Origin of the sequence: Pseudomonas sp. UBA6323 (genome assembly GCF_002439135.1) — a bacterium.
Taxonomy (GTDB): domain Bacteria; phylum Pseudomonadota; class Gammaproteobacteria; order Pseudomonadales; family Pseudomonadaceae; genus Aquipseudomonas.
Map to the genome: position 1 here is coordinate 155,413 of NZ_DJSX01000066.1, position 24,307 is coordinate 179,719.

General features: G+C 63.8%; 24 protein-coding genes. 8 read left to right on the forward strand and 16 right to left on the reverse strand.

The features are described 5' to 3' along the window. Position 1: 1 nt before the first annotated feature. On the reverse strand, positions 2-760 hold the full coding sequence (locus tag B3P22_RS16440) for a hypothetical protein (protein ID WP_275545883.1): 759 nt from the start codon (positions 758-760) through the stop codon (positions 2-4). A gap of 181 nt (positions 761-941) precedes the next feature. Here B3P22_RS16440 and sbcB point away from each other — a divergent pair, with 181 nt between their 5' ends. Beyond that, a complete protein-coding gene (gene sbcB, locus B3P22_RS16445) occupies positions 942-2,387 on the forward strand; it encodes an exodeoxyribonuclease I (RefSeq protein ID WP_296271703.1) in 1,446 nt (481 codons plus the stop codon). Between the two features lie 258 nt (positions 2,388-2,645). Here sbcB and mvaT read toward each other — a convergent pair whose 3' ends face one another. Beyond that, entirely contained in the window at positions 2,646-3,020 is a 375-nt protein-coding gene (gene mvaT, locus B3P22_RS16450) for a histone-like nucleoid-structuring protein MvaT (RefSeq protein ID WP_296271704.1), read from the reverse strand. A gap of 295 nt (positions 3,021-3,315) precedes the next feature. Between mvaT and purU the strand changes: the two genes are divergently transcribed. The 4 genes from purU (at position 3,316) to B3P22_RS16470 (ending at position 6,520) form a co-directional block, all read left to right on the forward strand. Then, on the forward strand, positions 3,316-4,167 hold the full coding sequence (purU, locus tag B3P22_RS16455; protein ID WP_275545880.1) for a formyltetrahydrofolate deformylase: 852 nt from the start codon (positions 3,316-3,318) through the stop codon (positions 4,165-4,167). A 45-nt stretch (positions 4,168-4,212) separates the two neighbouring features. Further along, complete coding sequence (locus B3P22_RS16460; RefSeq protein ID WP_275545879.1) at positions 4,213-4,638, forward strand: CBS domain-containing protein; 426 nt, start codon at positions 4,213-4,215, stop codon at positions 4,636-4,638. 11 nt (positions 4,639-4,649) lie between these two features. Continuing rightward, positions 4,650-4,826, forward strand: coding sequence for a hypothetical protein (locus B3P22_RS16465; RefSeq protein ID WP_197856236.1), 177 nt, complete (start codon positions 4,650-4,652; stop codon positions 4,824-4,826). A gap of 209 nt (positions 4,827-5,035) precedes the next feature. Next, positions 5,036-6,520: a helicase HerA-like domain-containing protein gene (locus tag B3P22_RS16470; RefSeq protein ID WP_296271705.1), complete on the forward strand. Its 1,485-nt coding sequence runs from the start codon at positions 5,036-5,038 to the stop codon at positions 6,518-6,520. An 89-nt stretch (positions 6,521-6,609) separates the two neighbouring features. On the opposite strand, the gene B3P22_RS16475 is transcribed toward B3P22_RS16470, so the two are convergent. After that, positions 6,610-6,831 (reverse strand): hypothetical protein, encoded by a 222-nt coding sequence (locus tag B3P22_RS16475; protein WP_197856234.1) that lies wholly within the window; start codon positions 6,829-6,831, stop codon positions 6,610-6,612. Positions 6,832-7,076: 245 nt separating this feature from the next. Next, positions 7,077-7,952, reverse strand: coding sequence for an aldose 1-epimerase (locus B3P22_RS16480; protein ID WP_296271706.1), 876 nt, complete (start codon positions 7,950-7,952; stop codon positions 7,077-7,079). Positions 7,953-8,052: 100 nt separating this feature from the next. On the opposite strand from B3P22_RS16480, the gene B3P22_RS16485 reads away from it, so the two are divergent. Continuing rightward, the gene (locus tag B3P22_RS16485; protein ID WP_197856232.1) at positions 8,053-8,808 is read left to right on the forward strand and encodes a FadR/GntR family transcriptional regulator; all 756 of its coding nucleotides are present in this window, start codon (positions 8,053-8,055) and stop codon (positions 8,806-8,808) included. 117 nt (positions 8,809-8,925) lie between these two features. Here the strand turns inward: B3P22_RS16485 and B3P22_RS16490 are convergent, their stop codons facing one another. The 6 genes from B3P22_RS16490 to B3P22_RS16515 form a co-directional block, all read right to left on the reverse strand. Then, entirely contained in the window at positions 8,926-9,831 is a 906-nt protein-coding gene (locus tag B3P22_RS16490) for an EamA family transporter (protein ID WP_296271707.1), read from the reverse strand. Positions 9,832-9,950: 119 nt separating this feature from the next. Next, complete coding sequence (locus B3P22_RS16495; protein ID WP_197856230.1) at positions 9,951-11,231, reverse strand: TRAP transporter large permease; 1,281 nt, start codon at positions 11,229-11,231, stop codon at positions 9,951-9,953. Then, positions 11,231-11,758, reverse strand: coding sequence for a TRAP transporter small permease (locus B3P22_RS16500; RefSeq protein WP_197856229.1), 528 nt, complete (start codon positions 11,756-11,758; stop codon positions 11,231-11,233). Before B3P22_RS16500 ends, B3P22_RS16495 begins: the two co-directional genes overlap by 1 nt. Positions 11,759-11,818: 60 nt before the next feature. After that, the gene (locus B3P22_RS16505) at positions 11,819-12,793 is read right to left on the reverse strand and encodes a TRAP transporter substrate-binding protein (protein ID WP_197856228.1); all 975 of its coding nucleotides are present in this window, start codon (positions 12,791-12,793) and stop codon (positions 11,819-11,821) included. A 76-nt stretch (positions 12,794-12,869) separates the two neighbouring features. Next, positions 12,870-13,745 (reverse strand): SMP-30/gluconolactonase/LRE family protein, encoded by an 876-nt coding sequence (locus tag B3P22_RS16510; protein WP_296271708.1) that lies wholly within the window; start codon positions 13,743-13,745, stop codon positions 12,870-12,872. Positions 13,746-13,798: 53 nt separating this feature from the next. Then, positions 13,799-14,626: an NAD-dependent epimerase/dehydratase family protein gene (locus B3P22_RS16515; RefSeq protein ID WP_296271709.1), complete on the reverse strand. Its 828-nt coding sequence runs from the start codon at positions 14,624-14,626 to the stop codon at positions 13,799-13,801. A gap of 375 nt (positions 14,627-15,001) precedes the next feature. Here B3P22_RS16515 and B3P22_RS16520 point away from each other — a divergent pair, with 375 nt between their 5' ends. After that, the gene (locus tag B3P22_RS16520; protein WP_296271710.1) at positions 15,002-16,027 is read left to right on the forward strand and encodes a LacI family DNA-binding transcriptional regulator; all 1,026 of its coding nucleotides are present in this window, start codon (positions 15,002-15,004) and stop codon (positions 16,025-16,027) included. Between the two features lie 28 nt (positions 16,028-16,055). Here B3P22_RS16520 and B3P22_RS16525 read toward each other — a convergent pair whose 3' ends face one another. The 6 genes from B3P22_RS16525 to B3P22_RS16550 all read right to left on the reverse strand — a co-directional run bounded on the left by B3P22_RS16525 (position 16,056) and on the right by B3P22_RS16550 (position 22,379). Continuing rightward, positions 16,056-17,159, reverse strand: coding sequence for a DUF1513 domain-containing protein (locus B3P22_RS16525; protein WP_296271711.1), 1,104 nt, complete (start codon positions 17,157-17,159; stop codon positions 16,056-16,058). A gap of 3 nt (positions 17,160-17,162) precedes the next feature. Next, the gene (locus B3P22_RS16530; RefSeq protein WP_296271712.1) at positions 17,163-18,227 is read right to left on the reverse strand and encodes an imelysin family protein; all 1,065 of its coding nucleotides are present in this window, start codon (positions 18,225-18,227) and stop codon (positions 17,163-17,165) included. A gap of 10 nt (positions 18,228-18,237) precedes the next feature. Next, positions 18,238-19,650, reverse strand: a complete 1,413-nt coding sequence (locus B3P22_RS16535; protein ID WP_296271713.1) for a di-heme oxidoredictase family protein — start codon at positions 19,648-19,650, stop codon at positions 18,238-18,240. Positions 19,651-19,787: 137 nt separating this feature from the next. Then, the gene (locus B3P22_RS16540) at positions 19,788-20,207 is read right to left on the reverse strand and encodes a hypothetical protein (protein ID WP_296271714.1); all 420 of its coding nucleotides are present in this window, start codon (positions 20,205-20,207) and stop codon (positions 19,788-19,790) included. A 73-nt stretch (positions 20,208-20,280) separates the two neighbouring features. After that, positions 20,281-21,660 (reverse strand): ATP-binding protein, encoded by a 1,380-nt coding sequence (locus B3P22_RS16545; RefSeq protein WP_296271715.1) that lies wholly within the window; start codon positions 21,658-21,660, stop codon positions 20,281-20,283. Continuing rightward, entirely contained in the window at positions 21,657-22,379 is a 723-nt protein-coding gene (locus tag B3P22_RS16550; protein WP_296271716.1) for a response regulator, read from the reverse strand. Before B3P22_RS16550 ends, B3P22_RS16545 begins: the two co-directional genes overlap by 4 nt. Positions 22,380-22,556: 177 nt before the next feature. Here B3P22_RS16550 and B3P22_RS16555 point away from each other — a divergent pair. Continuing rightward, on the forward strand, positions 22,557-24,307 hold a 1,751-nt coding region (locus B3P22_RS16555), incomplete at its 3' end, for a TonB-dependent receptor (protein ID WP_296271717.1).

A 24,307-nucleotide genomic window follows, 5' to 3' on the forward strand; every position in this document is an offset into this window, starting at 1 on the left:
TTTATTGAGCGGCCGGCAGCACGCCGAAGATGGTGCGATACAGCACGCCCATGGCCACGACCATCAGCGGAATGCTCCACACCAGACCGATGCCCAGCGGAATGGCGCTGACCATGACGATCAGACCGAGCACGATGAACAGGCCGAAGACCTTGAACCAGTGCTGGGTGATGGCCTTGCGCGAGGCTTCCAGCGCCTGCCAGGGCGACAGGCCGCGCTCGACCACCAGCGGGATGGCCAGCAGATAGGCGACGCCCAGGTAGATGCCGGGGATCAGCAGCAGGATCATGCCGAGGTAGATCAGCAGCATCATCACCACGGCGGTGATGATCAGCGGTACGGTGCGGCCAAAGTGGCTGAAGATCTCGTTGAAGCTCAGCGGCTGGTCGGCGGCACGGCGAATGCCGACCATGTTGATGCCGGCCATGAAGGGGTAGGCCAGTGCCGAGGCCAGCAGCGAAATCAGGATCTCGCCGACGAATACCAGAAACAGGTTCTCGCTCAGCGCGCCGAAGATGCCCACTACGCCGCCGAGGATGAAAGTGGCTGCCAGAAGCACCACGTAGAACACCAGGAAGCCACCGATGATGATGCCTTTGGTGCCTTTGACCTTGCTCCAGGACTCACTCAGCAGTTCGCCGATGCTGAAGTCATAACCGCGTGCCAGGGCCTCTTCGATGCTCGGCGCGTGGCCCAGAGACGACTGTTGCAGGTCGCTGGTGGGGGCTGCATAGGGATTGGGGGTGATCGCGTCACTCATGGCTGCGTCCTTGTACAGAGTGGAAGAGGAGCGCCAATGCTAATGGTTACAGTATTTTTCTCAAGTGCAGTGCGTCCGTTCATGCGGCACCTGTGCGTTGGTTCATGCTTTTGCCGGCGGCAGCGAGGCCGGAGGTGAATGATAGACTGGCGGCAATTTTGCCTTGGGTACGGAGCCGCCAATGACTTCCAGCATCTTCTGGTACGACTACGAGACCACCGGGATCAATCCGCGTTGCGATCGCCCGCTGCAGGTGGCGGGCATCCGTACCGACGAGGCGCTGAACGAGATCGGCGAGCCGCTGAACATCTATTGCCGGCTCAGCGACGATATCCTGCCGCACCCGGCTGCCTGCCTGGTGACCGGTATCGAGCCGCAGCGCCTGCAGCAGCTGGGCCTGGACGAGGGCGAGTTCATCACCCGGGTGCATGCCGCGCTGTCGGCGCCGGGCACCTGCGGCGCCGGATACAACAGCTTGCGCTTCGATGACGAGGTGACGCGCTACAGTCTCTACCGCAATTTCTTCGACCCGTATGCCCGAGAATGGCAGGGCGGCAACAGCCGTTGGGACCTGATCGATCTGGTCCGTACCGCCTACGCGCTGCGCCCTGAGGGCATCGAGTGGCCCGAGGAAGACGGGCGTGTATCGCTCAAGTTGGAGCGGCTGACCCAGGCCAACGGCATCGATCACGGCCAGGCGCACGATGCGCTGTCCGACGTGCGCGCCACCATCGGCCTGGCGCGCCTGCTGCGTGAGCGGCAGCCTCGGCTCTACGACTTCCTCTATCAGCTGCGCAGCAAGCAGCGGGTCATGGATCAGATTCGCCTGCTGCAGCCGGTGCTGCATATTTCCGGACGTTTCTCTGCGGCGCGTCACTATCTGGCGCCGGTGCTGCCGTTGGCATGGCATCCGCGCAATCGTAACGCGCTGATCGTCTGCGACCTGCAGGCCGATCCATCGCCCTTGCTGGATCTGGATGCCGAAGTCCTGCGCAGTCGCCTCTACACGCGCCGCGAAGACCTGGCCGAGGGCGAAGCGCCGGTACCGTTGAAGTTGCTGCATATCAACCGCTGTCCGGTGGTCGCGCCCTTGTCCGTGCTGCGTGAGACGGATCGTCAGCGGCTGCAGCTGGACTGGTCGCTCTGCGAGCGCAACGTCGAGGCCCTGAAGAACGCGCAGTCGCTGTGGCAGGACAAACTGGCCGCCATCTACCGCGAGGAGCCCTTCACCGGCAGCAGCGATCCTGAGCAGCAGCTCTACGACGGTTTTATCGGCGACCGTGATCGTCGCCTGTGCGAACAGGTGCGTAGTGCTCAGCCTCAGTCGTTGGCCAACGACAAATGGCCATTCGATGATGCGCGACTGCCGGAGTTGTTGTTTCGTTATCGCGCGCGCAACTTTCCCGACAGCTTGTCGCCCGACGAAGGTCAGCGTTGGGTGGATTTCTGCCGGCAGCGATTGAGCGATCCGCAGTTCGGCGCTCCCAATACTCTGGGGCAATTTCGCGCAGCGCTGGAGCAATCGCGGCTTGGCTGCAGCCCCCGGCAACTGCAACTTCTGCAACAGTGGCAGGCCTATGCAGAAGAACTGCAGGCGCGTTTTGCTGTGGATGGGATCGTGGTCTGATTTCGTCCAGGACTGCTATACCAACGGGATGATAACGCTCGCGCTCGTCAGCTGTTTCCAAGAAAAAGTCTAGGCGTTGGGAACTTTCTCGGGTGCAGGATCACGCCTGCTGACGGCACAGTAAAACTACTGCTAATTGAGCGTGCCAACTCGCTACTCAAAAACATTGCCTAAAACTGCTTTTCTGTTGGGCGCATGAAAAAATACCGGCAATAAAAAACGCCAGCATGGCTGGCGTTTTGCGGTGTTGCTCTGGTGTTAGCCCAGCAGCGTGGCCCAGCCCTCGACGGCGTCGGCGCCCCACTTGGCTTTCCACTCTTTCAGCGTCTTGTGGTTGCCGCCCTTGGTTTCGATCACTTCACCACTGTGCGGGTTCTTGTATTGCTTGACCTTGCGCGCGCGCTTGGTGGCAGCAGGCTTGGCGGAACGGATGCCTTTGCCGCTTTTGGCTTCAGGATCGAGCAGAGCAATGATGTCGCGCAGCGACTTCTGATATTCGCCCATCAGGGTGCGCAGCTTGCCTTCGAATTCCAGCTCTTTCTTCAGCTTGTCGTCTTGCGACAGGTTCTTCAGGCGTTCTTGCAGTTCTTTGATGGCTTCTTCTGTAGCGCGGTATTCATTGATCAGCGACATGGGCGTTACCTTGGCGTGAATAAGTCTGTGGTAGTCAACAGTGGCCTAATAATAGTCAGGCACTAATAACAAGTAAACAGCGGCACATAAAATTGCTGCAGTGCAATGCAACCCTTTGTGTCGACTAGGCCTAAATTAAATCGACTATTACAAATAGCGCTGGGAAGTTTTCCAGGCTCCACGCTAATGGGGTAGCCGGGCGTCTTAAGCCGAGCGCCCGTCGTCGCCCTACTGCAGTTTTGCCGGCTTATCGTTAGAATGGCCGGCTTTATGCGCCGCCATTGGGATCTTAGTTATGCGCACGTTCAGATTGGTGATTTCCTGCCCCGACCGCGTCGGCATCGTTGCCAAAGTCAGTAATTTTCTCGCCACCTATAACGGCTGGATCACCGAAGCCAGTCACCACTCCGATACGCAGAGTGGCTGGTTCTTCATGCGTCACGAAATTCGTGCCGACTCACTGCCATTCGATCTGGAGGGTTTCAAGCAGGCGTTCTCGCCTATCGCTCGCGAGTTCTCCATGGAGTGGCGCGTCACCGACTCGGCGCAGAAGAAGCGCGTGGTGCTGATGGCCAGTCGCGAATCGCACTGCCTGGCCGACTTGCTGCACCGTTGGCACAGCAATGAACTCGATTGTGAGATCCCCTGCGTGATCGCCAACCATGACGACCTGCGCAGCATGGTCGAATGGCATGGCATTCCCTATTTCCATGTACCGGTCGATCCTGCGGACAAGGCACCGGCCTTCGCCGAGGTGGAGCGTCTGGTCAAGGAGCATGGGGCCGATGTCATCGTTCTGGCGCGCTACATGCAGATTCTGCCGCCAGCGCTGTGTGCCGAATTCGCCCAGCGCGTGATCAATATCCATCACAGCTTCCTGCCGTCCTTCGTCGGTGCCAAGCCTTACCACCAGGCCTCTCTGCGTGGCGTGAAGCTGATCGGTGCAACATCTCATTACGTTACCGAAGAACTGGATGCTGGTCCGATCATCGAACAGGATGTAGTCCGCGTGACGCATCGCGACGATATCGAGGAAATGGTGCGCCTGGGCAAGGACGTGGAGAAGATGGTTCTGGCACGTGGGCTACGCTATCACTTGGAAGACCGAGTGCTGGTGCACGACAACAAGACGGTGGTGTTCGACTGATCTTGCTGCGTGGGCCGGCCCGGCGTACGTCAGAGGAGAAAGCCCATGCTCAAGTCCATCAAGGTGCGCGATTACATGACTCGCCATCTGGTGACGTTCCGATCGGATACGGATCTGTTCACTGCCATCAATCGACTGCTGGAGCACCGGATTTCCGGTGCGCCGGTGGTCGACTCCCAAGGCCACCTGATTGGCCTGCTGTCGGAAGGGGACTGCTTGCGTGGCATTCTCTCCGGTGCCTACTACGAAGCTATCGGCGGCACTGTCAGCACCTATATGACCACTGCGGTGGAGACGGTCAGCCCGGAGGCGGACATCATCGAACTATCGGAGCGTTTCCTGCGTGGCCGACGCCGGCGCATGCCGGTGATCGAGAACGGCCGTCTGGTCGGACAGATCAGCCGCCATGATGTGCTTCGGGCGGTCAAGGAGTTCGCCCAGCACGAGCAGGGCGAGCTGAGCATCGGTTGAGGGCAGGGGCGATGAGCGATCCACTGGACAAGGCGACCTCCAAGGCGCCGCCGACATTGGGCGAGGGCTGTGTGCGGCGTTACGACCCCGATGCACTCAGCGAAGAAGATGGCACTGAATTCGCCGAAGCCGCCGAGCTGTGGCGACAGCTGCAGGAGCGACAGGGGCCTAAGACCGAGCAGGAGTGACGAGCGAAAAGGGCGTTGTGGCGCCCTTCGTCATGTCCAGCAGGTACTACCAATCGATACATGAAGCACTCGGCCTGCCGTGATCATCGAGATGGCAGGTTTTTGCTCATGTGATCTTGCGTGCGCATCGCTCTGCAACCAGTCTTGTGTACCACGGCTGCGCTTGAAAGTGCTTTCGCGGCCGCTCACGGCTTCCAGGGGATGGCAAGATGCCTTTGAATTCGCAGTTCGTATTGGGTGCAGGCAGTGACGGGCAGGCGGTGGGGCAGCCGCTGCGACTGGGCAATCGTCACGGCCTGATCGCCGGCGCCACAGGTACCGGCAAGACGGTAACCCTGCAACGCTTGATCGAGACTTTCAGCGATGCTGGGGTGGCGGTATTCGCCGCCGATGTCAAAGGCGATCTGTGTGGCCTCGGTGCAGCCGGTGCGCCTCAGGGCAAGATCGCCGAACGCATCGCCAGCATGCCCTGGCTCGATCACCAGCCACAGGCCTACCCGGTGACCCTGTGGGACGTGCATGGGCATAGCGGTCACCCTTTGCGCACCACGCTCAGCGAGATGGGGCCATTGTTGCTCGGCGCACTGCTGGAGCTGACCGACAGCCAGCAGGCCGCGCTCTACGCGGCATTCAAGGTGGCTGATCGCGAAGGTCTGCTGCTGCTCGATCTGAAGGACCTGAAGGCGCTGCTCGGCTACCTCAAGGACAATCCACAAGTGCTCGGGGAAGACGCTGCACTGTTCACCAGCACCTCCGCGCAGGCGTTGCTGCGGCGTCTGGCAGGCCTGGAACAGCAGGGCGCCGAGGCGCTGTTCGGCGAGCCGGCGTTGCAGCTCGAAGATCTGTTGCACCCGGACCGCGATGGCCGTGGCCGCGTGCACCTGCTCGATGCCACGCACCTGGTCCACGAAGCGCCCAAGGTGTATGCGACTTTTCTGCTGTGGCTGCTGGCCGAACTGTTCGAGCAGTTGCCGGAGCGTGGCGATGCCGACAAACCGGTACTGGCGCTGTTCTTCGATGAGGCGCACCTGCTTTTTCAGGGCACGCCCAAGGCCCTGCAGGATCGCCTGGAGCAGGTGGTGCGGTTGATTCGCTCCAAGGGCGTCGGGGTGTATTTCGTCACCCAGTCGCCGGGAGACCTGCCGGATGATGTGCTGGCCCAGCTCGGCCTGCGCATCCAGCATGGCCTGCGCGCCTTCACCGCCAAGGAGCAGAAAGCCTTGCGCGCCGTGGCCAACGGCTTTCGTCCGAATCCGACGCTCAACACGCTTAGCGTGTTGACGGAGCTGGGTATAGGTGAGGCCTTGGTCGGAACCCTGGAAGAGAAGGGCACACCGGCGATGGTCCAGCGCGTGGCCATCGCCCCACCGCAGTCGCGTATCGGCCCGCTGAGCGATTTGGAGCGTGCGGCGCTGGTACGCCAGTCATCGCTCGCGGGGCGCTACGACAAGCCTGTCGACCGGGAATCGGCCTATGAGCTGCTTACTGCGCGCGCCGCCCAGGCGGCCGCCGAGGCGCCGGCACAGCCGACTACGAAGACCAAGGCCGCTACGCAGGAGCAAGGGCTGGGGCAGATGGCGGGAGAGTTGATTGGCGGGGCGATGAAAAGTGCTTTGCGCCAAGCGGCCAACCAACTGGGCCGGCAACTGGTGCGAGGGTTGATGGGGTCGCTGATGGGCGGCAAGAAGCGCTAGGGAAACGCTGAAATAACAGTAGGGCGGGCAAAACCGGCGATTGCAGTTTTGGCGGGTTTCACACGCCCTACTTAGGTTTGAAGTTGGGCCTAGCTGGCAACTTCGTCGGCGGCGTCGCGTTTTTCCTGGCGTTCTTTCTCGATTTTTTCGATTTCTTTGTCGAAGGCCTGGTCGAGCAGGCTGGGTTTCTTGCGCCAGGGTTTGCGATCCGGGTCCGGCTGAGCGGCGTAGGTGATGACTTCTCCGCCGTATACATCCTTGTAACGCTGCGCCTGGCGCTCGAGTTCGGCGCGCAGTTCGTCTTTCGTCACTGGTTTTACCTGTATGTAGTTATGATCGGCCCACGACGCGTGAAGCGCCTGGCTTCACTGTTGCGGTCGGGAGTCGATCTAAAGGGTCGTACGCCTTGGGGGCGTGGAAGAGGGGGTTGCAAAGTTCGCGCTTTGCATCGCTCTCCGTCTCTGCGGTTACTTATCTATTTGTAAGTTTTTCGCGAGAAAAGTTGCACAGTGCAACTGGCGTGTATTATCGCCGACGTCTCATGAATGTCCAGTAATCAGCCGGACAGCGCCTGATAATGCAGGCTGAAACTCAGCCGACAGCTTTGCCCCGGAGCCAGTAACTGCAGGCCTGGACGCTGTGCCAGATGATGCGCATTGACCGGGTGGGTGACGGGCTCGAAACAGAAGAAGTTCTGCGCTTGCGGGCAAAACAATAGAAATACATCGCTGCCCTGTGCTGTGCAGACGAGTTGATAACCGGCGTCCTGCTGGATGATGCGAGCCTCGCCGGGCCATTGGGTAAAGGCATTATCGACAAGTTGCTGCGGCAGCAGTGTTGGCTCCTCGAAGTTCCAGGCCTGGGGCAACTCGACCCACTGACTGGAAAGTTTGTCTTCGCCACATAACCAGACGCCTGCGGCTTTGGCCTGTATCCGAGTGTGCTCATTGCGTGGCAGATAAGGATGCAGGCCGAGGCCGTACCAGGTGGACTGCTTGCCAAGATGAGTGGCTTGTAATGTCAGGCGCAGGCAGCCGTCGGTTAATTGAACATGCAATGTGGCGCGGTAGGGGAACGGCGTGTGGCTGTCGAGTTGCAGGCTTACGCTGTCGGATGTCACGTCGACTACTTGCCAGGGCTGTTGCCAGGCGCTGCCATGAATCGGCAGCGGCTCATGGTCGGTATTGGCGCTCAGTGCCTGCCAGCCGGCAGGCGTATCGAAGCCGCCGCCACCGATGCGATTGGACCAGGGCAGCAACGGGTAGCAGGCCAGACGCCGCGGGTTGGCGGCAGTTAGCGCCTGTTCGTCACTGTGCCGAAGCAGCGCTCGGCCATCGCTCAGGCGAACCCAGTTGACCAGACTTGCGCCCAGGTCCGGAGCCAGGGTCAGTTGTGTCAGGCTATCGCGCAGGGTCAGCAGAGTAGTTGGCATTTGGCGCTCCAGTGGCGGTAAATGTCGGGAATTCATAGTGTCATCGTACAACTGCTGGGCTATCATTACGGCAAAGCCTCAAGTCGAGTATTCGTCCACCATGGAAATGCAAAACGCTCAACCACGTGCTCGTCGCAAGCACCGCAGCCTGGCCCAGGAGTTGGTGGCCGAGCTGTCGCAACGCATTCGCGATGGACATATCAAGCGCGGTGAGAAGTTGCCGACGGAGTCGGCGATCATGGAAGAGCAGGGCGTCAGCCGTACCGTGGTGCGCGAGGCGTTGTCGCGTTTGCAGGCGGCCGGCCTGGTGGAGACCCGTCACGGCATCGGCACCTTCGTGCTGGATACACCCAGTGCCAGCGGTTTTCGCATCGACCCGGCGACCATCGTCACCTTGCGCGACGTGCTGGCCATCCTCGAGTTGCGCATCAGTCTCGAGGTGGAGTCGGCCGGCATGGCGGCTGCTCGGCGCAGCGACGTTCAGCTCAAAGCCATTCGCGAGGCACTGGACGCGATCAACGATGGCGCCGCGCATGCCAGTGATGCGGTGTCCTCGGACTTTCATTTCCACCTGCGCATTGCCGAGGCCACCGGCAACCGCTATTTCACCGATATCCTCAGTCATCTGGGCACCAGCATCATCCCGCGTACCCGGGTCAACTCCGCCGGCCTGGCGCGTGACGATCACACCCATTACATGGCGCGCCTGGAGCGTGAGCACGAGCAGATCTTCGAGGCCATCGCGCGCCAGGACGCCGAGGCGGCGCGAGCGGCCATGCGCTTGCACCTGACCAACAGTCGCGAGCGCCTGCGTCAGGCGCACGAAGCGGCCGAGGCCGAAGCGCTGCACGGCTGAAACTGGATGAACGAACTCGGCGGCCCAAGGCCGCCGAGTTCGTTTCTGCAGTGAGAAAAGGCGGGCGTGCATGGCTTCTCAGCAGCCTTTTTGATACGCAGGTAGTTTCAAGGGCCGCTAGCGACGATAGGCGAGGGCGACGATACCGCCTACCACGATCAGGCCGCCGATCACCTGCAGAATCCCCAATACCTGACCCAGGATCAGCCAGCCCAGCACCATGCCGGCCACCGGCTCCATGTTCATCACCGGTGCGTTACGCGCGATGTTCAGGCGCGGCATGCAGATGAACAGGGTGGAGAAGGCGGCGCCATAGAGCAGCACCAGACAGCCCAGCGCGATCCAGCCAACGCTGGCATTGGGCAGGCTCAAGCCGCCCGGGATCAGGCCGCTGGCGCCGAGCAAGGTAGAGGCACTGAACACCACGGCCAAAGTCAGCATGCTGCGTACCGAACCGGCCAGGCTGGAAAGGCGGTTTTCGGTGATCCACAGGGCGACGGCGAATACCCCGGCAGCGGTCAGGCTGAAGAGAATTCCCGCGATCCATTCGCCATCCAGCGTGGCACTGCCAGTCAGGCGTCCGGGAACATCGAGCACCAGCACCAGGCCGAACAGGATCACGCCCATGATCGCCAGCGCCTGGCGCGTCGGTGCCGGGCCGCCGAGCGCCCAGGTGAGCAGAGCCAGGAGAATCGGCGACAGGTTCACCACCAGCAATGCCAGCGCCACTGGAATCCGCGCTACGGCCGAGTAGATGCAGAAGCTCTGGATGGCGATCAGCAGGCCCAGCAGAATCTGCCAGCCCCAGGTGGCGCGGCCCAGTTTCAACGACTCGCGTCGCCACAGCACCAGCGCCACCAGCACCAGTAGGGTCACGCCGGCACGCGCGAGCATCGCCAGGAGCAGGCCGGTGTCGTGATCGAAGGCGATTCGCGCGGCGATATGGTTGCCGGCGAACGAGCAGGCCAGCGACGCGAGAATCAGGACGGCGATGTGACGGGGAAACGGGGTGGAACCTTGCATGACGTAAATCCTGTTGGTCATGGTCTTGTGCAGCGCTTGTCGGCGACTGCGGTGTCTCGGCCCTAAAGCAAAACGCCGCCCGGTTGGGCGGCGTTTCGTTCAATGCCCTGGGTTGGCGCTCAGAGCACCACGCTCGGCAGCCACAGCGAGATGGCGGGGATGTAGGTAACGGCCATCAGCACGGCGAACAGTGCGATGTAGAACGGCAGCAGCGCCTTCACGGTGCTCTCGATGCTGACCTTGCCGATGGCGGCGCCGACGAAGAGTACCGCACCTACCGGTGGCGTGATCAGACCGATACCGAGATTGACCAGCATGATCATGCCGAAATGCACAGGATCGACGCCGAACGAGGTCACCACCGGCAGCAGGATCGGGGTGAGGATCAGGATCAGCGGCGCCATGTCCATCAGCGTGCCCAGCACCAGCAGCATGAAGTTGACGCACATCAGGATCACGTAGCGGTTGTCCGACAGGGTCAGGAACGCGGTGGTGATCTTCGACGGAATCTGCATCAGGGTCATGATGTAGCCGAAGCTGGCGGCGAAGGCGATCAGGATCATCACGATCGACAGCGTGCGCACGGTGCGGTGCAGCATCTTCGGCAGTTCATTCCACTTGTAGTCGCGGTAGATGAACATGGTCACGAAGAAGGCCCAGACCACGGCAACGGCCGCCGACTCGGTGGCGGTGAACACGCCGCTGAGGATGCCGCCGAGGATGATGACCATGGTCATCAGGCCCCACAGGGCTTCGACGCAGATCTTCAGTGCCTGGCGCAGCGGAATCACCTCACCCTTTGGGTAGTTGCGCTTCTTGGCGAACATCAGGCACAGCGTCGCCATGGTGAAGCTCAGCAGCAGGCCCGGGCCGATGCCGGCGACGAACAGCGCGGCGATGGACACCGTACCGCCAGCGGCCAGCGAGTAGATCACCGAGTTGTGGCTGGGCGGGGTGAGCAGCGCCTGTACCGAGCCGGAGACGGTGACCGCAGTGGAAAACTCGCGCGGGTAGCCTTTCTTTTCCATTTCCGGAATCAGCACCGAACCGACCGAGGCGGTATCGGCCAGGGAGGAACCGGAGATGGCGCCGAAGAAGGTCGAGGCGGTGATGTTGACCAGCGACAGGCCACCGCGGACGAAGCCCACCAGCACCCCGGCGAAGGCCACCAGGCGCCGCGCCATGCCGCCTTCGGCCATGATCGCGCCGGCCAGGACGAAGAACGGAATGGCCAGCAGGGAGAATTTGTTCACGCCGCCGGCGATCTGAATCATCACCGCGTGCAGCGGGATGTCGATGTACCAGGCGCCGATCAGGGTGGCCAGGCCAAGGGCATAGGCGACCGGGACGCGCAGCAGAATCAGGACAATGAAGCTGCCCAGCAGGATGGCGGCATCCATTACACGGACTCCTTGGAATCTTCGCAGTTCTCGTAATCGACGACGCGGCGTTTATGCTGGTCGCCGTAGAGCAGTTGTTCGATGACGAACAGCAGGGTGATCAGGCCGCCCAGCGGAATCGGCGCGTAGCTGATACCGACGCGCATCCAGGTCAGCGTGCTGAGGTACTGGTTCCAGGTGGCGACGCACAGCTTGTAGCCCCAGATCAGCATGAACAGGGCGATGGCGCCCATGGCCAGGCGTACGAACAGGGTAAGAAAGGGTTGCGCCGCTTCGGGCAGGCGGTCGCTCAGCACCTGCACGGCCATGTGCGCACCGGCGCGGTAGCTGGCAGCGGCGCCGACGAAGGTGAACAGCACCATCAGCAGGATGGCGATGGGTTCGGGCCAGCCCAGGCCCTGACCGAGTGCGTAACGGCTGAACACGCCCCAGGGGATGATCAGGGCCATGACCACGATCGCCAGGCCGGCGGTCGCGATACAGGCGCGGTAGATGACGTCATTGACGCCCAGAACCAGGTTTTTCATGTGACTTTCACCGGTAGCGCGGCGCAGGCAGGGAGCCGGCGCCGCGCGCTTGCGCGTGGATTACTGAACGGCTTCGATGCGCTTGATCAGATCGGCGAACTGGGCGCCGTACTTCTCACGTACCGGGGCGGTAGCGTCGTAGAAGGGCTTGGTGTCGACTTCGATGAACTCGACGCCTTCAGCCTTGAGCTTCTCGTCGCTGGCCTTTTCCTTGGCAACCCACAGGTCGCGCTCTTCCAACTGGGCCTCTTTGGCCAGCTTCTTGACCAGCTCCTGCTGCTCGGGGGTGAGCTTCTCCCAGGTGGTCTTGGACATCAGCAGCGGCTCGGGGAGGATCAGGTGATGCGTCTGGGTGTAGTACTTGGCGGCACGGAAGTGGTTGTGCTCGAGCAGGGTCGGCGAGTTGTTCTCGGCGCCGTCGATCACACCGCTTTGCAGGGCGCTGAAGATTTCACCGGTGTCCATGGCGATGCCGTTGGCACCCATGGCGTTGAGGGTATCGATGAACAGCGGGTTGCCGATCACGCGGATCTTCATGCCCTTGAGGTCTTCCAGCTTGCGTACCGGTTTCTTGGTGTAGAGGCTGCGGCTGCCGGCTTCCATCCACGCCAGGCCGACCATGTTGAAGTCGGAGTTGGTGATGGCGTCGAGGATTTCCTGACCGATCTCGCCGTCGACCACCTTGCGCATGTGGTCGATGTCGCGGAACACGAACGGCATGTTGAAGACGTTGGTAGCCGGAACCACCGGGCCGACCGAGCCGAGGCTGACGCGGGTCAGCTGAACGGCGCCGATCTGGGTCTGTTCGATCACTTCCTTCTCGGAACCCAGCACACCGCCAGCGAACATGCGGGACTTGATTTCACCATTGGTGGCGGCTTCCAGTTTCTTGCCGAGGTTTTCCATGGCGACTACGGTCGGGTAGCCAGCAGGGTGGATTTCGGCAATTTTCAGGGTCGTCTCGGCCTGCACGAAGGAAGACAGACCGAGCGCTAGCGGAAGTGTGGCGAGAAGCAACTTGCGTTTGAGGTTCATGCGGAAAACTCCGTCTTGTTGTTGTTGGTGAACAGCAGTGCAGTCCGGTGCCGCGAACGGCCCGGGGTGAATCGGATCAGGGTTTGAAGGCAGGCTCCTCGATACCGCATACGCCAGCCTGCAGAGCGAATACGCCGCCGGCCAGCGGCTGGTCGGAGAGGTCGCCGCCGGGGCGGATCGAGGTGACGAACAGGGTGTCCAGATTCGCGCCGCCGAAGGCGCACATGGCGGGCTTCTTCACCGGCACGGCCAGCGAACGGTCGAGGCGGCCATCGGGCGTGAAACGGTGCACCAGGCCCTCGTCGTTGCCACAGATCCAGTAGCAGCCGTCGACGTCCATCGCAGCGCCGTCCGGGCGGCCCGGATGCTGCGTCATGTCGATGAACAGGCGACGGTTGTGCGGCGTGCCGCTGTCGGTGTCGTAATCGAAGGCCCAGACACTTTGTACGCTCGGGTGCGAATCGGAGAGATACAGGGTGCGGCCATCGGGGCTGAAGGCCAGGCCGTTGGGCACGATGAAGTCGTCGAGTACCTGCTGCAGCTGGCCGTCGTAGCGATACAGCGCGCCGACGCGGGCGCCTGCGGCCATGTCCAGCAGCATGGTGCCGGCCCAGAAGCGGCCCTGGCGGTCGCAGCGGCCATCGTTGAAACGCATTTGCGGGCGGGCGTGCTCGACCTGCGCCAGGCGTTCGGCCTGCACCTTGCCATCGTCTTGCGGGCGCAGATGGAAAATGCCGCTCTGCATACCGGCGAGCCAGCCGCCAGCCGGATGCATGGCGATGCAGGCGAGCATTTCCTCGGCCTGCCAGCTCTGCGTCTGGCCAGTGGCGGCGGACCAGCGATATAAGCGTCCGGCGGGGATATCGGCCCAGTACAGGGCCTGTTCGGCTGTATTCCAGACCGGGCTTTCACCCGTGGCGTTGCGCGCATCGACAATCAGTTCGGCTGTCATGGCAGGGGCGCTCTAGTTGTTGTTATGGCATCGGGTGGCGGTGGGGCGACGTTTCAGTCGTCGCCGAATGGGCCTGCTGCAACGAAGGCGCCGCCCTGGTAGATGCGTGCCGGGTCGTCCGCGGCCGGCATCGGCTGCGCCTCGACCTTGTCGCGGAACACTTCCGAGCTGTCCTTGGGCTTGAAGCCCAGATGCGCGGCCTTGCTGTTGTCCCACCACACGTCGCGGTTATCCGACATGCCGTAGACCACGGTGTGGCCGACGTTTTCGGTGTACAGGCAGCGCTCGATCAGGTGGGTGAGGTCGTCGTAGCTCAGCCAGGTGCTCATCATGCGGCGGTTGGCTGGCTCGGGGAAGGAAGAGCCGATGCGGATGCTGACGGTCTCGATGCCGTAGCGATCGAAATAGAAGCTGGCCATGTCCTCGCCGTAGGATTTGGACAGGCCGTAATAGCCGTCCGGGCGGCGCAGGCAGTTGGCGTCGAGATGCTCGTCCTGCTTGTAGAAGCCGATGACATGGTTGGAGCTGGCGAACACCACGCGTTTCACGCCATGGCGGCGGGCGGCTTCGTAGACATGGAACACGCCACTGATATTGGCGCCGAGGATTTCTTCGAAGGGGCGCTCGACCGAGACGCCACCGAAGTGCAGGATGGCGTCGACGCCTTCGACCAGTTGATGCACCGCGGCCTTGTCTGCCAGATCGCAGCGCACCACTTCTTCATGGGGGCCGGCGGCAGGGACCATCTCGCCGATGTCGGACAGGCGCAGAATGTTGGCGTAGGGGCGCAGACGTTCGCGCAGTACCTTGCCGAGTCCGCCGGCGGCGCCGGTCAGCAGCAGGCGATTGAAGGGGCGCAGTTCGCTGGAGATCGTGGTCATGGCGGGGCCTGGACTCTTATTGCTTGTTGTTATTGGTTTGTCATACGTTGTCGTATGACTTGAATCGATTATCAGCACCAGCCTGGTCAATGTCAACGTGACAGTTGCGGGAATTTGATAAGGACGCTCTGCCTGTCGCCAGGCTCGTTGGACAGATTCGGTCTCGCTGTCGGGCCAACGGAATTTTCGATTTGCCCGCTCTATTACGGCGGTTTCTCGTATGTGCTCGACGTATTTCGGAGAACCTGCCGGTGGTTTCGGTGAACCGCTGGAGTGTGATCGGCTCGGCGTATTTGACTAAAGTTGTATGACAACGTATCTCGGCGAGCGTGGAGCGTGCTTGTGCAAGGCGCTTGATTGATTTGGAGGCGTGAGATGGGCAGGAAACCTGCCGGTATTCGCAGCAGTGCGGCACCGACGCTGATCGACGTGGCCAGGGTGGCGGGGGTGTCGCCGATCACCGTATCACGCGCGCTCGGCCGACCTGAAGTGGTCACCGATGTGACCCGCAAGCGCGTACTGGAGGCGGTGCGCGCGACCGGTTACGTGCCCAATCTGGCCGCCGGCTCGTTGGCATCCAGCCGCAGCCGGCTGGTGGCGATCTTCCTGCCGACCATCGCCAACTCGATCTTCGCCGACACCGTGCAGGCGCTGACCGACCGCCTGGCTGCCGCCGGCTACCAGACCCTGCTGGGCCTGACCGGCTACCGCCCCGAGCAGGAGGAGGCCTTGCTCGAAGCGGTGCTGGGGCGGCGCCCGGACGGTATCGTGCTGACCGGAACCGAGCATTCCCAAGCCAGCCGTGAGCGCCTGGCGCGGGTCGGCATCCCGCTGGTCGAGGCCTGGGATCTGTGCGAGCACCCGGTGGATATGCTGGTCGGCTTCTCCCACGAGGCCGTCGGCCAGGCGGTGGCGCGCTACCTGATCGGCAAGGGATACCGCCGAGTGTCGGCGGTAGGTATCGATGATCCGCGGGGCCTGCGCCGTTATCGCAGTCTGGTCGCGGCGCTGCACGGGCACGTTGCGGCGCCAGTGGCGGCGCAGATTCTGCCGGCACCGGCGACGCTCGCGGTCGGCCGCGAAGGCCTGGCGCGTCTGCTGCGGGAGGGCGCTGCCGGTGAGGTGGTGGTGTGCAGTTCCGATACGGTGGCGCAAGGGGTGATGGCCGAGGCAATGAGCCGTGGCCTGCGTATCCCCGAGGATCTGGCGGTGATGGGCTTCGGCGACCTTTCCAGCGCGGCGCATACCCATCCGCCGCTCTCCACCGTGCGGGTGGACGGGCCGCGCATCGGCTGCGCCATCGCCGAAGCGCTGCTGGAGCGTATTGCCGAGCCAGCAGCTGCGCGTCAGCCACTGCGCTTGGACGTGGGCTTCGAACTGATCGAGCGCGGCAGCGCCTGAGCCCGGCACGCTCGGCTCAGGTCATGGCTCAGGCCAGGCGCAGGTGGTTGTCCCAGAGGCCGGCCGGTAGCTGCAGGGCGTTGGTGACGATGCGCGCACCGCGGCAATCGTACAGGCGGCAACGGCCCTGACCGGAGGTGACCACGAAGCCATCGGCCACCGCGCCGACGCCGGCGCAGTCAGGCAGCGGCACGTCGAGGCGCACCTCGGCGCTGTCCAGATCCCAGATGAAGAAGCGATTGCCGCGTGGTGCGGTCATCGCCAGCAGGCGCAGCTCGTCATGGATGGCCACGCTGGCGGTGTACTGGTTCATGGCTGCGCGCTGCGCCTCGCCAAGGGCAAAGGGCTGGTACGGCTGGCCGGGGCGTTTGATCGCCAGCAGCGGTACGGCATCGTGCATGTCGCCCATGTACTGCTGGCCGCTGACCACGGTGCCGTCGCGAGCCACGGCCAGGTGGCGGATGCTGTTTTGTTGATCGGCCAGATACTCCTGGCTGACCAGGCTGCCGTCGCGCTTGATCAGCACCAGGCTGGCCTGCATGGCATCGAGGTTCATGTCGATGCGGCTTTCCGCTTCGGTGCGGATGCCGCCGTTGGCCACCACCAGGGTTTCGCCATCGGGCATCCACAACAGCTGGTGCGGGCCGACGCCGTGCGTGCCGTGTTCGCCGTCGCGTTGCAGTCGCTCAGCGTCCAGGCGATAGACGCCGAGCACGCCGCGTCCGGGTTCGGTGGTGTCGTTCTCGGTGGTGTATAGCCATTCGCCGCTCTTGTGGAACACCGCGTGGCCGTTGAAGTGGCGCCCGGCTGGTGAGCTGAGCGTTTGCAGCAGGCGGCCGTCGCGGGTGTCGATCAGGTAACTTTCGGTACTCGGGCGGCGGCCGACGAACAGTGCCAGCGGCAAGGTCGGGTGCGGCACCACATCGTGGCAGCGTTCGTTCACCGCGGTGGCGAATGCGCGTTCACCGTCGAGGCGATAACCGACCGCGTAGTGCTTGCCATCAGCGTCGTCACGGGCCGACAGCAGCAGCGGTTGCCCCGAGGGGCCGAACAGCGTCCAGCCGCCGAAGGCGCCCGCAGCCGCCAGGCTGGCCGCTGCCGCGCCGAGACCGAGAAAGGTTCTGCGTTGCATCCGTCAGTCCCCGTCGTGCGCGTTGAAACCGATCTGTACGCCGAGGGCCCTGGCCAGCTCGCTTTCCTGCAGGCGATGCAGACGGTTGAGGCTGTCGTACAGCTCGTTCAACTGCGTGCGGCCGGCTTCGCTGGCCAGCAGTTCGGTGAGCGGCAGGTCCAAGGCGGCCAGGCGCTGGCGCGTGTCGAGGTAGGCGGCGTCGATGCGTTGCGCCAGCTCGGCCTGGTCGCTGCCCAGCAGCGCTTGCAGGCCGTCCTTGTTGTTGCCGTGCCAGAGCAGTTCGGCGCTGGCCAGTGCCGAGCCGAGGTTGGCCAGGCTGGCACCGCTGCGCCAGGATTCGGCCTGGTAGGGCTGGGGGATGCCCTTGGTCTGGCGGCCGAGCGGCGCGCCGAGTTTTTTCTTCAGGCCATCGATGCCGCTGACCTGAACGCGCAACAGTTCAGCCACCGCTTCCTTGGAATCGGCGTAGCGCTCGTTGGGGAACTGCTTGAGTTGTGCGGCCATGCCGCTCTCGTCGGCCTGCCATTGCGCGACGATGTCGGTAGCCAGGGCTTGCTGATGTTGACCGATGGCCTGCAGCAACGGGCAGTAGCGGGCTTTCTGCTCTGCCTGGGCCAGGTCGATGTCGGCGTCGAACAGCACGTATTCGGAGGCGGTCAGGCCCTGCACCACGACGCTGGCGCTGGCGAGGTCGGCCTGGGTCAGTTGCGGCTTGTTCTTGAGCAGCGCCTCGACCTGGCGCTGCACCAGGTTCTTCTTGTCCGGCCAGAACTGTACCTGCCAGGCGCGGTTGCCCTCGGCCAGCGGGCCGAGCATCAGCGGCTGCAGCGCCGACCAGGCGCTCATGGCGCCGAGAAAGGCCTGGCGCGCGGCGGGCAGCTCGGCGCTGCCGGCGCAGAAGGCCGCAGCACGTTCGGCCAGTTGGCGATCGGCTTCCTGCCAGCTGGTATAGGCCGGCAGCAGTACGCCGTCGGTGAGCGCGCCGGTGACCTTGGCGGTCTGATCCTGCTGGCCGCAGCCGACCAGGGCCAGGCCGAGCAGGGAGGCGATCAGGCTCTTGTGCAACATCTCGGGCTCCTTAAAGGGAATTGAGGAAGGCGAGCAGCGCGGCTCGCTCATCGGCATCGAATTTCAGCACCTGCTGCTTGGCCGCTTCGGCCTCACCGCCGTGCCAGAGTATGGCTTCCAGCAGGTTGCGTGCGCGACCGTCGTGCAGGAACTGGGTGTGGCCGTTGACGGCCTGGGTCAGGCCGATGCCCCACAGCGGTGGCGTACGCCACTCACGGCCGCTGGCGAGGAACTCCTCGCGGCCATCGGCCAGGCCTTCGCCCATGTCGTGCAGGAGCAGGTCGGTGTAGGGGCGGATCAATTGATTGGCCAGCTCAGGCTCGGCGGCATCGGCCGAGGTGGTGAAGCTGGGCGTATGGCACTTCTGGCAGCCGGCCTGGTGGAACAGGCTCTTGCCCTTCAGCACCTCCGGGGCGTCGACGTTGCGCCGCGCCGGCACGCCGAGGTTGCGGCTGTAGAACAGCACGCTGGCGAGGATGTTGTCGCTGACCTCCGGTTCGCCGCCATGGGGCGCGGCCAGGCAATCGGCCTGCGCAGCGGTGCAGTTGTCGCGAGGTATCAGCGAGGTGGTCAGGCCCATGTCGTTGGCGAAGGCGTCGGCATTCTGCTGATTCAGGTTGGGCTGGCCGGCCTTCCAGCCGAAACGGCCGAGTACGCTGCGTTGCTGCTGGCGATCCCAGACGATGTTGGCGCGCCCGGAAATGCCGTCGCCATCGGCGTCGTCCGGGTCGGCAGCGGCGAGGATGTCTTGTTCGGCAATGGCTTCGAGCAGGCCCAGGCCGATCATCGGTGGGGCGATACGGGTGGAGAACCGAGTGTCCGGGTGCATGTCGCCATAACCGAGTTGGGTGATTTCCAGCTGCGGTTTGCGCAGCTCCACCCGCGTGCCGTCGGCAAAATGCACCGGCACGCTGCTGTAGTTCACCCGCACCTTGCCTTCGGGGGCGACGCCGGGGTTGGCCATGTCTTGCAGCTGGGTGCCGTAGGTGGGCTCGGCGACCACGCCCTGGCGCTTCAGCAACTCGGCATGCTCGGCCGCGGCCGGGATGGACAGGCGCACCAGCATGGAGGCTGCGCTGAGGGTACCCGGCTCCGGCGGATGGCCTCGGCCGTCCTTGAGGTGGCAGTTCTGGCAGGCATTGGTGTTGAACAGCGGGCCCAGGCCGTCGCGCGCGGTGGTGGAGGCGGGCGCTGGCACCCAGGGGTTGCGGAAGAAGCTGTTGCCCACCGCAAAATCCAGGCGCCGGCTTGGCGCCAGGTTGGCCGCGGGCAGAGAGAAGGCGTTGTGGTCGAACTTGCGTACCGTGGCGGCGCCAGCCGACAGGGCTTCGCCGGGTTCTGCCGCCGTGAATTCGGGTTGCTGCTCGCAGGCGATCAGGGTCATAGCCAGGATTGGCAGCAGGCAGCGCTGGAGCGGCGACATCGAGGAACTATCCGGACGGCAAGGAAACGGGGCGGCAAGATTATCAGGCTAACGAAATTTAAATAAGATCAATTAGCGTTATCCGGGCGCGGCCAGCGGTCGCGGGCTGCTGCGCCGTCCGCCTCAGCGATGAGTTGTCAGGCGCCGGCCCGGTCCACCGCGATAAACCACTTCGGCTGCATAGCCGCGAAGTCGGTGCGCACGTTGTTGGGCAGATAGCTGGCCGAATCCAGCACACGCATCTGGCCGAGCGAGCGTTCGAACACCACCCAGTGCCAGAAGTCACGGCCGTTTTCCTGGTGGTGCTTGATGGCCAGCAACGCCAGGTCCGGCAGGGCCTCCCAGGAGACGAAGGGCGTTTCGCCGGCTGCAGCTCTGGCGCCACCGCTGGCCAGCAGGCGGCGCACGTACTGGGTATCGGACCACAGCGACTGGTCTTCGGCATGAATGCCCATGGCGTTGGCGATGGCCTTCATCTCGGCGTAGCGCTTGCCAAGGATGTTGGCGGCCGCGGCGATACCGCAGCCGCTGACTTCCTCCTGGATGACGGGTAGCACGATGCACTATTCCTTGTAGGTGGGATGAATGTCGAAGCTACCGGCCTGTGCCAACCATGGGAAGCACCAGCACTCAGCTCCGGCGCGGCAGGTCGAGCAGCGCCAGCAGCCCGCCGCCTTCGCGGGGTTGCAGGGTGAGGCTGCCGCCATGGGCGCTGGCGATTTGCCGGGCGATGCTCAGGCCGAGGCCATAGCCGCCGGTGCCTTCGCCGCGTGCTTCGTCCTCGCGGTAGAAGGGTTCCATGACGCGTTCCAGCAGGGCGTCGTCGATACCCGGGCCGCGGTCGGCGATGCCGATACGTATGTACTCGGCGCTGTCTTCGATCTGGATTTCGATGAGTCCGCCGGCATGCCGCACGGCATTTTCCAGCAGGTTCTGCAGGCAGCGGTGCAGGCCGCTGGCGTGCGCCACCAGCGGGCGGGCGCTGCCTTGGATCGCCACCTCGGCGCCTAGATCATGAAAGTCCGCCTGCAGGCCCTGCAGCAGCGCGTCGATATCCACCTGTTCACGGGCGTCCTGCAGCTCGCCGCTGCGCAGGAAGTCCAGGCTCGCCGAGACCATTTCCTCCATGCGTTGCAGGTCGTCGCGAAAGCGCTGGCGGGTGGCTTCGTCGGCGAGCAGCTCGGCGCGCAGACGCAGGCGGGTAATCGGCGTGCGCAAATCGTGGGAAACGGCGGCGAAGAAGCGCGTGCGCTCGGCGATGCTGTCGATCAGGCGGCGCTGCATGGCGTTGAAAGCCTGCGCGGCCTGGCGCACCTCACGCGGACCTTCGACCGGCAACGCAGGGCGATGAATGTCCTGGCCGAGCGCTTCGGCAGCGCCGGTCATGCGTTGCAGCGGGCGCAGCACCAGGCGCACGGCGAGCAGGGCGATCAGTACCACCACGATGATGCGCAGCAGGTAGATGCGGGTCAGGTAGTCGAGCAGCAGCGACAGCGGCGGGGTGTTCGTCCAGCCCTGCTCCTCGGTGGCCTGCAGGTAGAGCTGCGGGCCACTGGGCAACTGCAGCTCCACCAGAAAGCGACCACTGGCCGGGCCCGTGCCGAACAATACCGGCAGGCTGGCCGGATGGCCGTCCTGATCGAGCACCTCCAGGCTCAGCAGGCGCAAGCGGGGAGCCGCTCCGGTGCGTTGCTCGACCACTTCGCGCAGCAGTGCTTCGCGATTGCGGTCGGCCTTGTCCAGTGCCGGCGTGCTCGGCGGACGTTCGAGTAGGCGAAAGTCATCGGCCTGCAGCGCGCGAATCAATGCCAGGGCCTGCTGCGGATCGCTCCGGTCGAGCAGGATCAGGTCGGCCAGGCGCGTCGCCAGCAGGCGCGTGGGGATCTCCAGCACCTGGCCATGGCGCACTTCGTACCAGATGCTGCTGGTCAGCACCTGCGCGGCGAGCAGGCCGGTCACCAGGATCAGCACCAGGCGACCGGACAGCGAGTCGGGCCAGAAGCGCTTCACCCTTGCTCTACCTGTTCGACGGTCAGGGCATAGCCCTCGTTGCGCACGGTGCGGATCAGCCTGGGCGCACGCGGATCGTCTTCCAGATGCTGGCGCAGGCGGCTGATGCACACGTCGATGCTGCGGTCGAAGGGCGCGCGTTCCTTGTCGAAGGCATGGCCAAGCAGGAAGTCGCGGCTCAGCGGGCGATTGGGGTGTTGCAGCAGCAGGCGCAGCACGCGGTAGTCGGAGTTGCCGAGGCTGATTACCAGGCCGGCGGGCGAGCGCAACTGCCGCGTGGCGGTGTCCAGGCGCCAGCCGGCGAAGCGCAGGGTGGTGGCCTCATCGAGGCGCGCGCGATCCGGAAAGCTCTGCGTGCGGCGCAGCACCACCTTGATCCGCGCCAGCAATTCGCGCGGGTCGAACGGCTTGGGCAGGTAGTCGTCGGCGCCCATCTCCAGGCCGACGATGCGATCGACCAGGGTGCCGCGCGCGGTGAGCATGATCACCGGAATGTTGCTGCGCACGCGCAACTCGCGGCACAGGGTCAGGCCATCCTCGCCCGGCATCATCAGATCGAGCACCACCAGGTCGATCAGCTGCTCCTCCAGACGCTTGCGCATCTCCACACCCTGGCTGGCCACGCTGGTCTGGTAACCGGCATCGCTGAGGTAGGTGGAAAGCAACTGGCGAATCTCGGGGTCGTCGTCGACGATGAGGATGTGATCCGGTCGGGACATGGGCATCACCTGTGGGCGGGACGAGCACCTTACACCGGTGCCGTCGGGCAAATGTAATGGAATGTTGTGGCGCGCAGGTCATGCGATCGCCGATACATCTCGACAGCCAGGGGGCCGGGGCGCAATCGATAGAATCCTTCGAATACAAATGCGACTGATTGTATTTAAGGAATATCGATGTCCCAAGTGCTTCCCGCAGTCCCCTCGAGTCTGTCGAAAACCCTGGCTCCGGCGTTCGGCCTGATGCTCGGCGCCTGCACGCTGCCGACGCTGGCCGATGATAGCGCGGTGCAATTGCCCGCCACCCAGGTGACCGGCCAGAACGTGCCCTACAAGACCGACCGGGCTTCTTCGGCGAAGATCGCCGTGCCGCTGCTCGACGCGCCGCAGAGCGTCAACGTGGTGCCGCGCGAGGTGCTCGACGAGCAGAACGCGCAGACCCTGCAGGACGTGCTGCGCAACGTGCCGGGCATCACCTTCATGTCCGGCGAGGGCAACCTGGGCTGGGGCGACCTGTTCTCCATCCGCGGCTTCTCCTCGGAGCAGAGCCTGACCGTCGATGGCGTGCGTGATTCCGGCATGTCCAGCCGCACCGACACCTTCAACCTGGAGCAGGCCGAAGTCTACAAGGGCACCGGCTCGGTGGAGTCCGGCGTCTCGGCCATCGGCGGCAGCGTCAACCTGGTCAGCAAGCGCGCCCACCTGGGCGACGATGGCAAGCTGTCGGCGGGCATCGGCAGCGACAACTACAAGCGCCTGACCGCGGACATCAATCGCGAGATCAACGATACCAGCGCGGTGCGCATCAACCTGATGAAGCACGGCAACGCGGTGGCCGAGCGCGACGAAGTCGACTACGACCGCTGGGGCCTGGCCACGTCCTTCGGCTTCGGCCTGGGCACCGACACCCGTTTCTGGCTCGATGCCTTCTACCAGAAGGACGAGAACACCCCGGACGGCGGTGTACCGATCCAGCGTGGCAGCAATGGCAAGCGCATGCCCGGCGTATCGCGCGATGCCTGGTACGGCGATTCGAGCCTATACACCCAGCAGACCGAGACGCGCTCGCTGACCGGCTTGTTCGAGCATGACTTCGACGACAGCACCACGCTGCGCAACCAGCTGCGCTGGCAGCAGACCGACAACTGGGCGGTGCTGTCGCCGGCGCGCTTCGTCGCCGCCAACGCCGATGGCAGCCGCAACTGCACCGGCACGCGCTGTGCCAGCCTCGGCTACGTAGGCGTCGGCCCGGTCAGCTCGGTCAATGGCGTCAACTCCTACACTGACTACGCCAACAGCGGTGACACCCGCTATGGCTACCTGCGCGGCAGCGACTTCGGCCTGTCCAAGCGCTATTCGATCATCGACAACCAGACCGACCTGAGCTTCGACTTCGCCACTGGCGGCATCGGCCACCAGGCGGTCACCGGCGTCGAGCTGTACAAGGAAACCTACGCCGGCCTGCACAAGAGCATGAAGGTGCCGGACGGCGCGATGTTCTTCGACATGACCGATCCGGCCCATCACTTCGCCTCCACCTACGAGCGCAAGGGCTACGGCGACCCGGCCACCGAGGTGAAGAACGCCGGCCTGTACGTCTCCGATACCCTGACCTTCAGCCCGCAATGGCAGCTGCTGCTGTCGCTGCGCTACGACCGCTGGAAGGTCAGCACCGAGAACGGCGGCAACGAAACCACTCGTCGCGACGACACCTTCGGCGGCCGCGCCGGGCTGGTGTTCAAGCCGGCGCACAATGGCAGCATCTACCTGTCCTACAGCCAGTCGGCGCAACCTTCGGCCATTGGCGCCACCACCAACAACCAGGTCTACGGCGCAGCCAGCACGGCCAACTACGAGCCGGCCAAGGCCAGCACCTACGAACTGGGCACCAAGCGGGAGCTGCTCGACAAGCGCCTGCGCCGGACCGC

Bases quoted from the DNA above. Each gene is read 5' to 3' on its own strand.
- sbcB (WP_296271703.1), top strand. From the start codon at position 942: ATGACTTCCAGCATCTTCTGGTACGACTACGAGACCACCGGGATCAAT.
- mvaT (WP_296271704.1), bottom strand. From the start codon at position 3,020: ATGTCGCTGATCAATGAATACCGCGCTACAGAAGAAGCCATCAAAGAA.
- B3P22_RS16525 (WP_296271711.1), bottom strand. From the start codon at position 17,159: ATGCAACGCAGAACCTTTCTCGGTCTCGGCGCGGCAGCGGCCAGCCTG.
- B3P22_RS16515 (WP_296271709.1), bottom strand. From the start codon at position 14,626: ATGACCACGATCTCCAGCGAACTGCGCCCCTTCAATCGCCTGCTGCTG.
- B3P22_RS16485 (WP_197856232.1), top strand. From the start codon at position 8,053: ATGGAAATGCAAAACGCTCAACCACGTGCTCGTCGCAAGCACCGCAGC.
- B3P22_RS16500 (WP_197856229.1), bottom strand. From the start codon at position 11,758: ATGAAAAACCTGGTTCTGGGCGTCAATGACGTCATCTACCGCGCCTGT.
- B3P22_RS16440 (WP_275545883.1), bottom strand. From the start codon at position 760: ATGAGTGACGCGATCACCCCCAATCCCTATGCAGCCCCCACCAGCGAC.
- B3P22_RS16550 (WP_296271716.1), bottom strand. From the start codon at position 22,379: ATGTCCCGACCGGATCACATCCTCATCGTCGACGACGACCCCGAGATT.
- B3P22_RS16470 (WP_296271705.1), top strand. From the start codon at position 5,036: ATGCCTTTGAATTCGCAGTTCGTATTGGGTGCAGGCAGTGACGGGCAG.
- B3P22_RS16510 (WP_296271708.1), bottom strand. From the start codon at position 13,745: ATGACAGCCGAACTGATTGTCGATGCGCGCAACGCCACGGGTGAAAGC.
- B3P22_RS16465 (WP_197856236.1), top strand. From the start codon at position 4,650: ATGAGCGATCCACTGGACAAGGCGACCTCCAAGGCGCCGCCGACATTG.
- B3P22_RS16495 (WP_197856230.1), bottom strand. From the start codon at position 11,231: ATGGATGCCGCCATCCTGCTGGGCAGCTTCATTGTCCTGATTCTGCTG.
- B3P22_RS16490 (WP_296271707.1), bottom strand. From the start codon at position 9,831: ATGCAAGGTTCCACCCCGTTTCCCCGTCACATCGCCGTCCTGATTCTC.
- B3P22_RS16460 (WP_275545879.1), top strand. From the start codon at position 4,213: ATGCTCAAGTCCATCAAGGTGCGCGATTACATGACTCGCCATCTGGTG.
- purU (WP_275545880.1), top strand. From the start codon at position 3,316: ATGCGCACGTTCAGATTGGTGATTTCCTGCCCCGACCGCGTCGGCATC.
- B3P22_RS16535 (WP_296271713.1), bottom strand. From the start codon at position 19,650: ATGTCGCCGCTCCAGCGCTGCCTGCTGCCAATCCTGGCTATGACCCTG.
- B3P22_RS16520 (WP_296271710.1), top strand. From the start codon at position 15,002: ATGGGCAGGAAACCTGCCGGTATTCGCAGCAGTGCGGCACCGACGCTG.
- B3P22_RS16480 (WP_296271706.1), bottom strand. From the start codon at position 7,952: ATGCCAACTACTCTGCTGACCCTGCGCGATAGCCTGACACAACTGACC.
- B3P22_RS16530 (WP_296271712.1), bottom strand. From the start codon at position 18,227: ATGTTGCACAAGAGCCTGATCGCCTCCCTGCTCGGCCTGGCCCTGGTC.
- B3P22_RS16505 (WP_197856228.1), bottom strand. From the start codon at position 12,793: ATGAACCTCAAACGCAAGTTGCTTCTCGCCACACTTCCGCTAGCGCTC.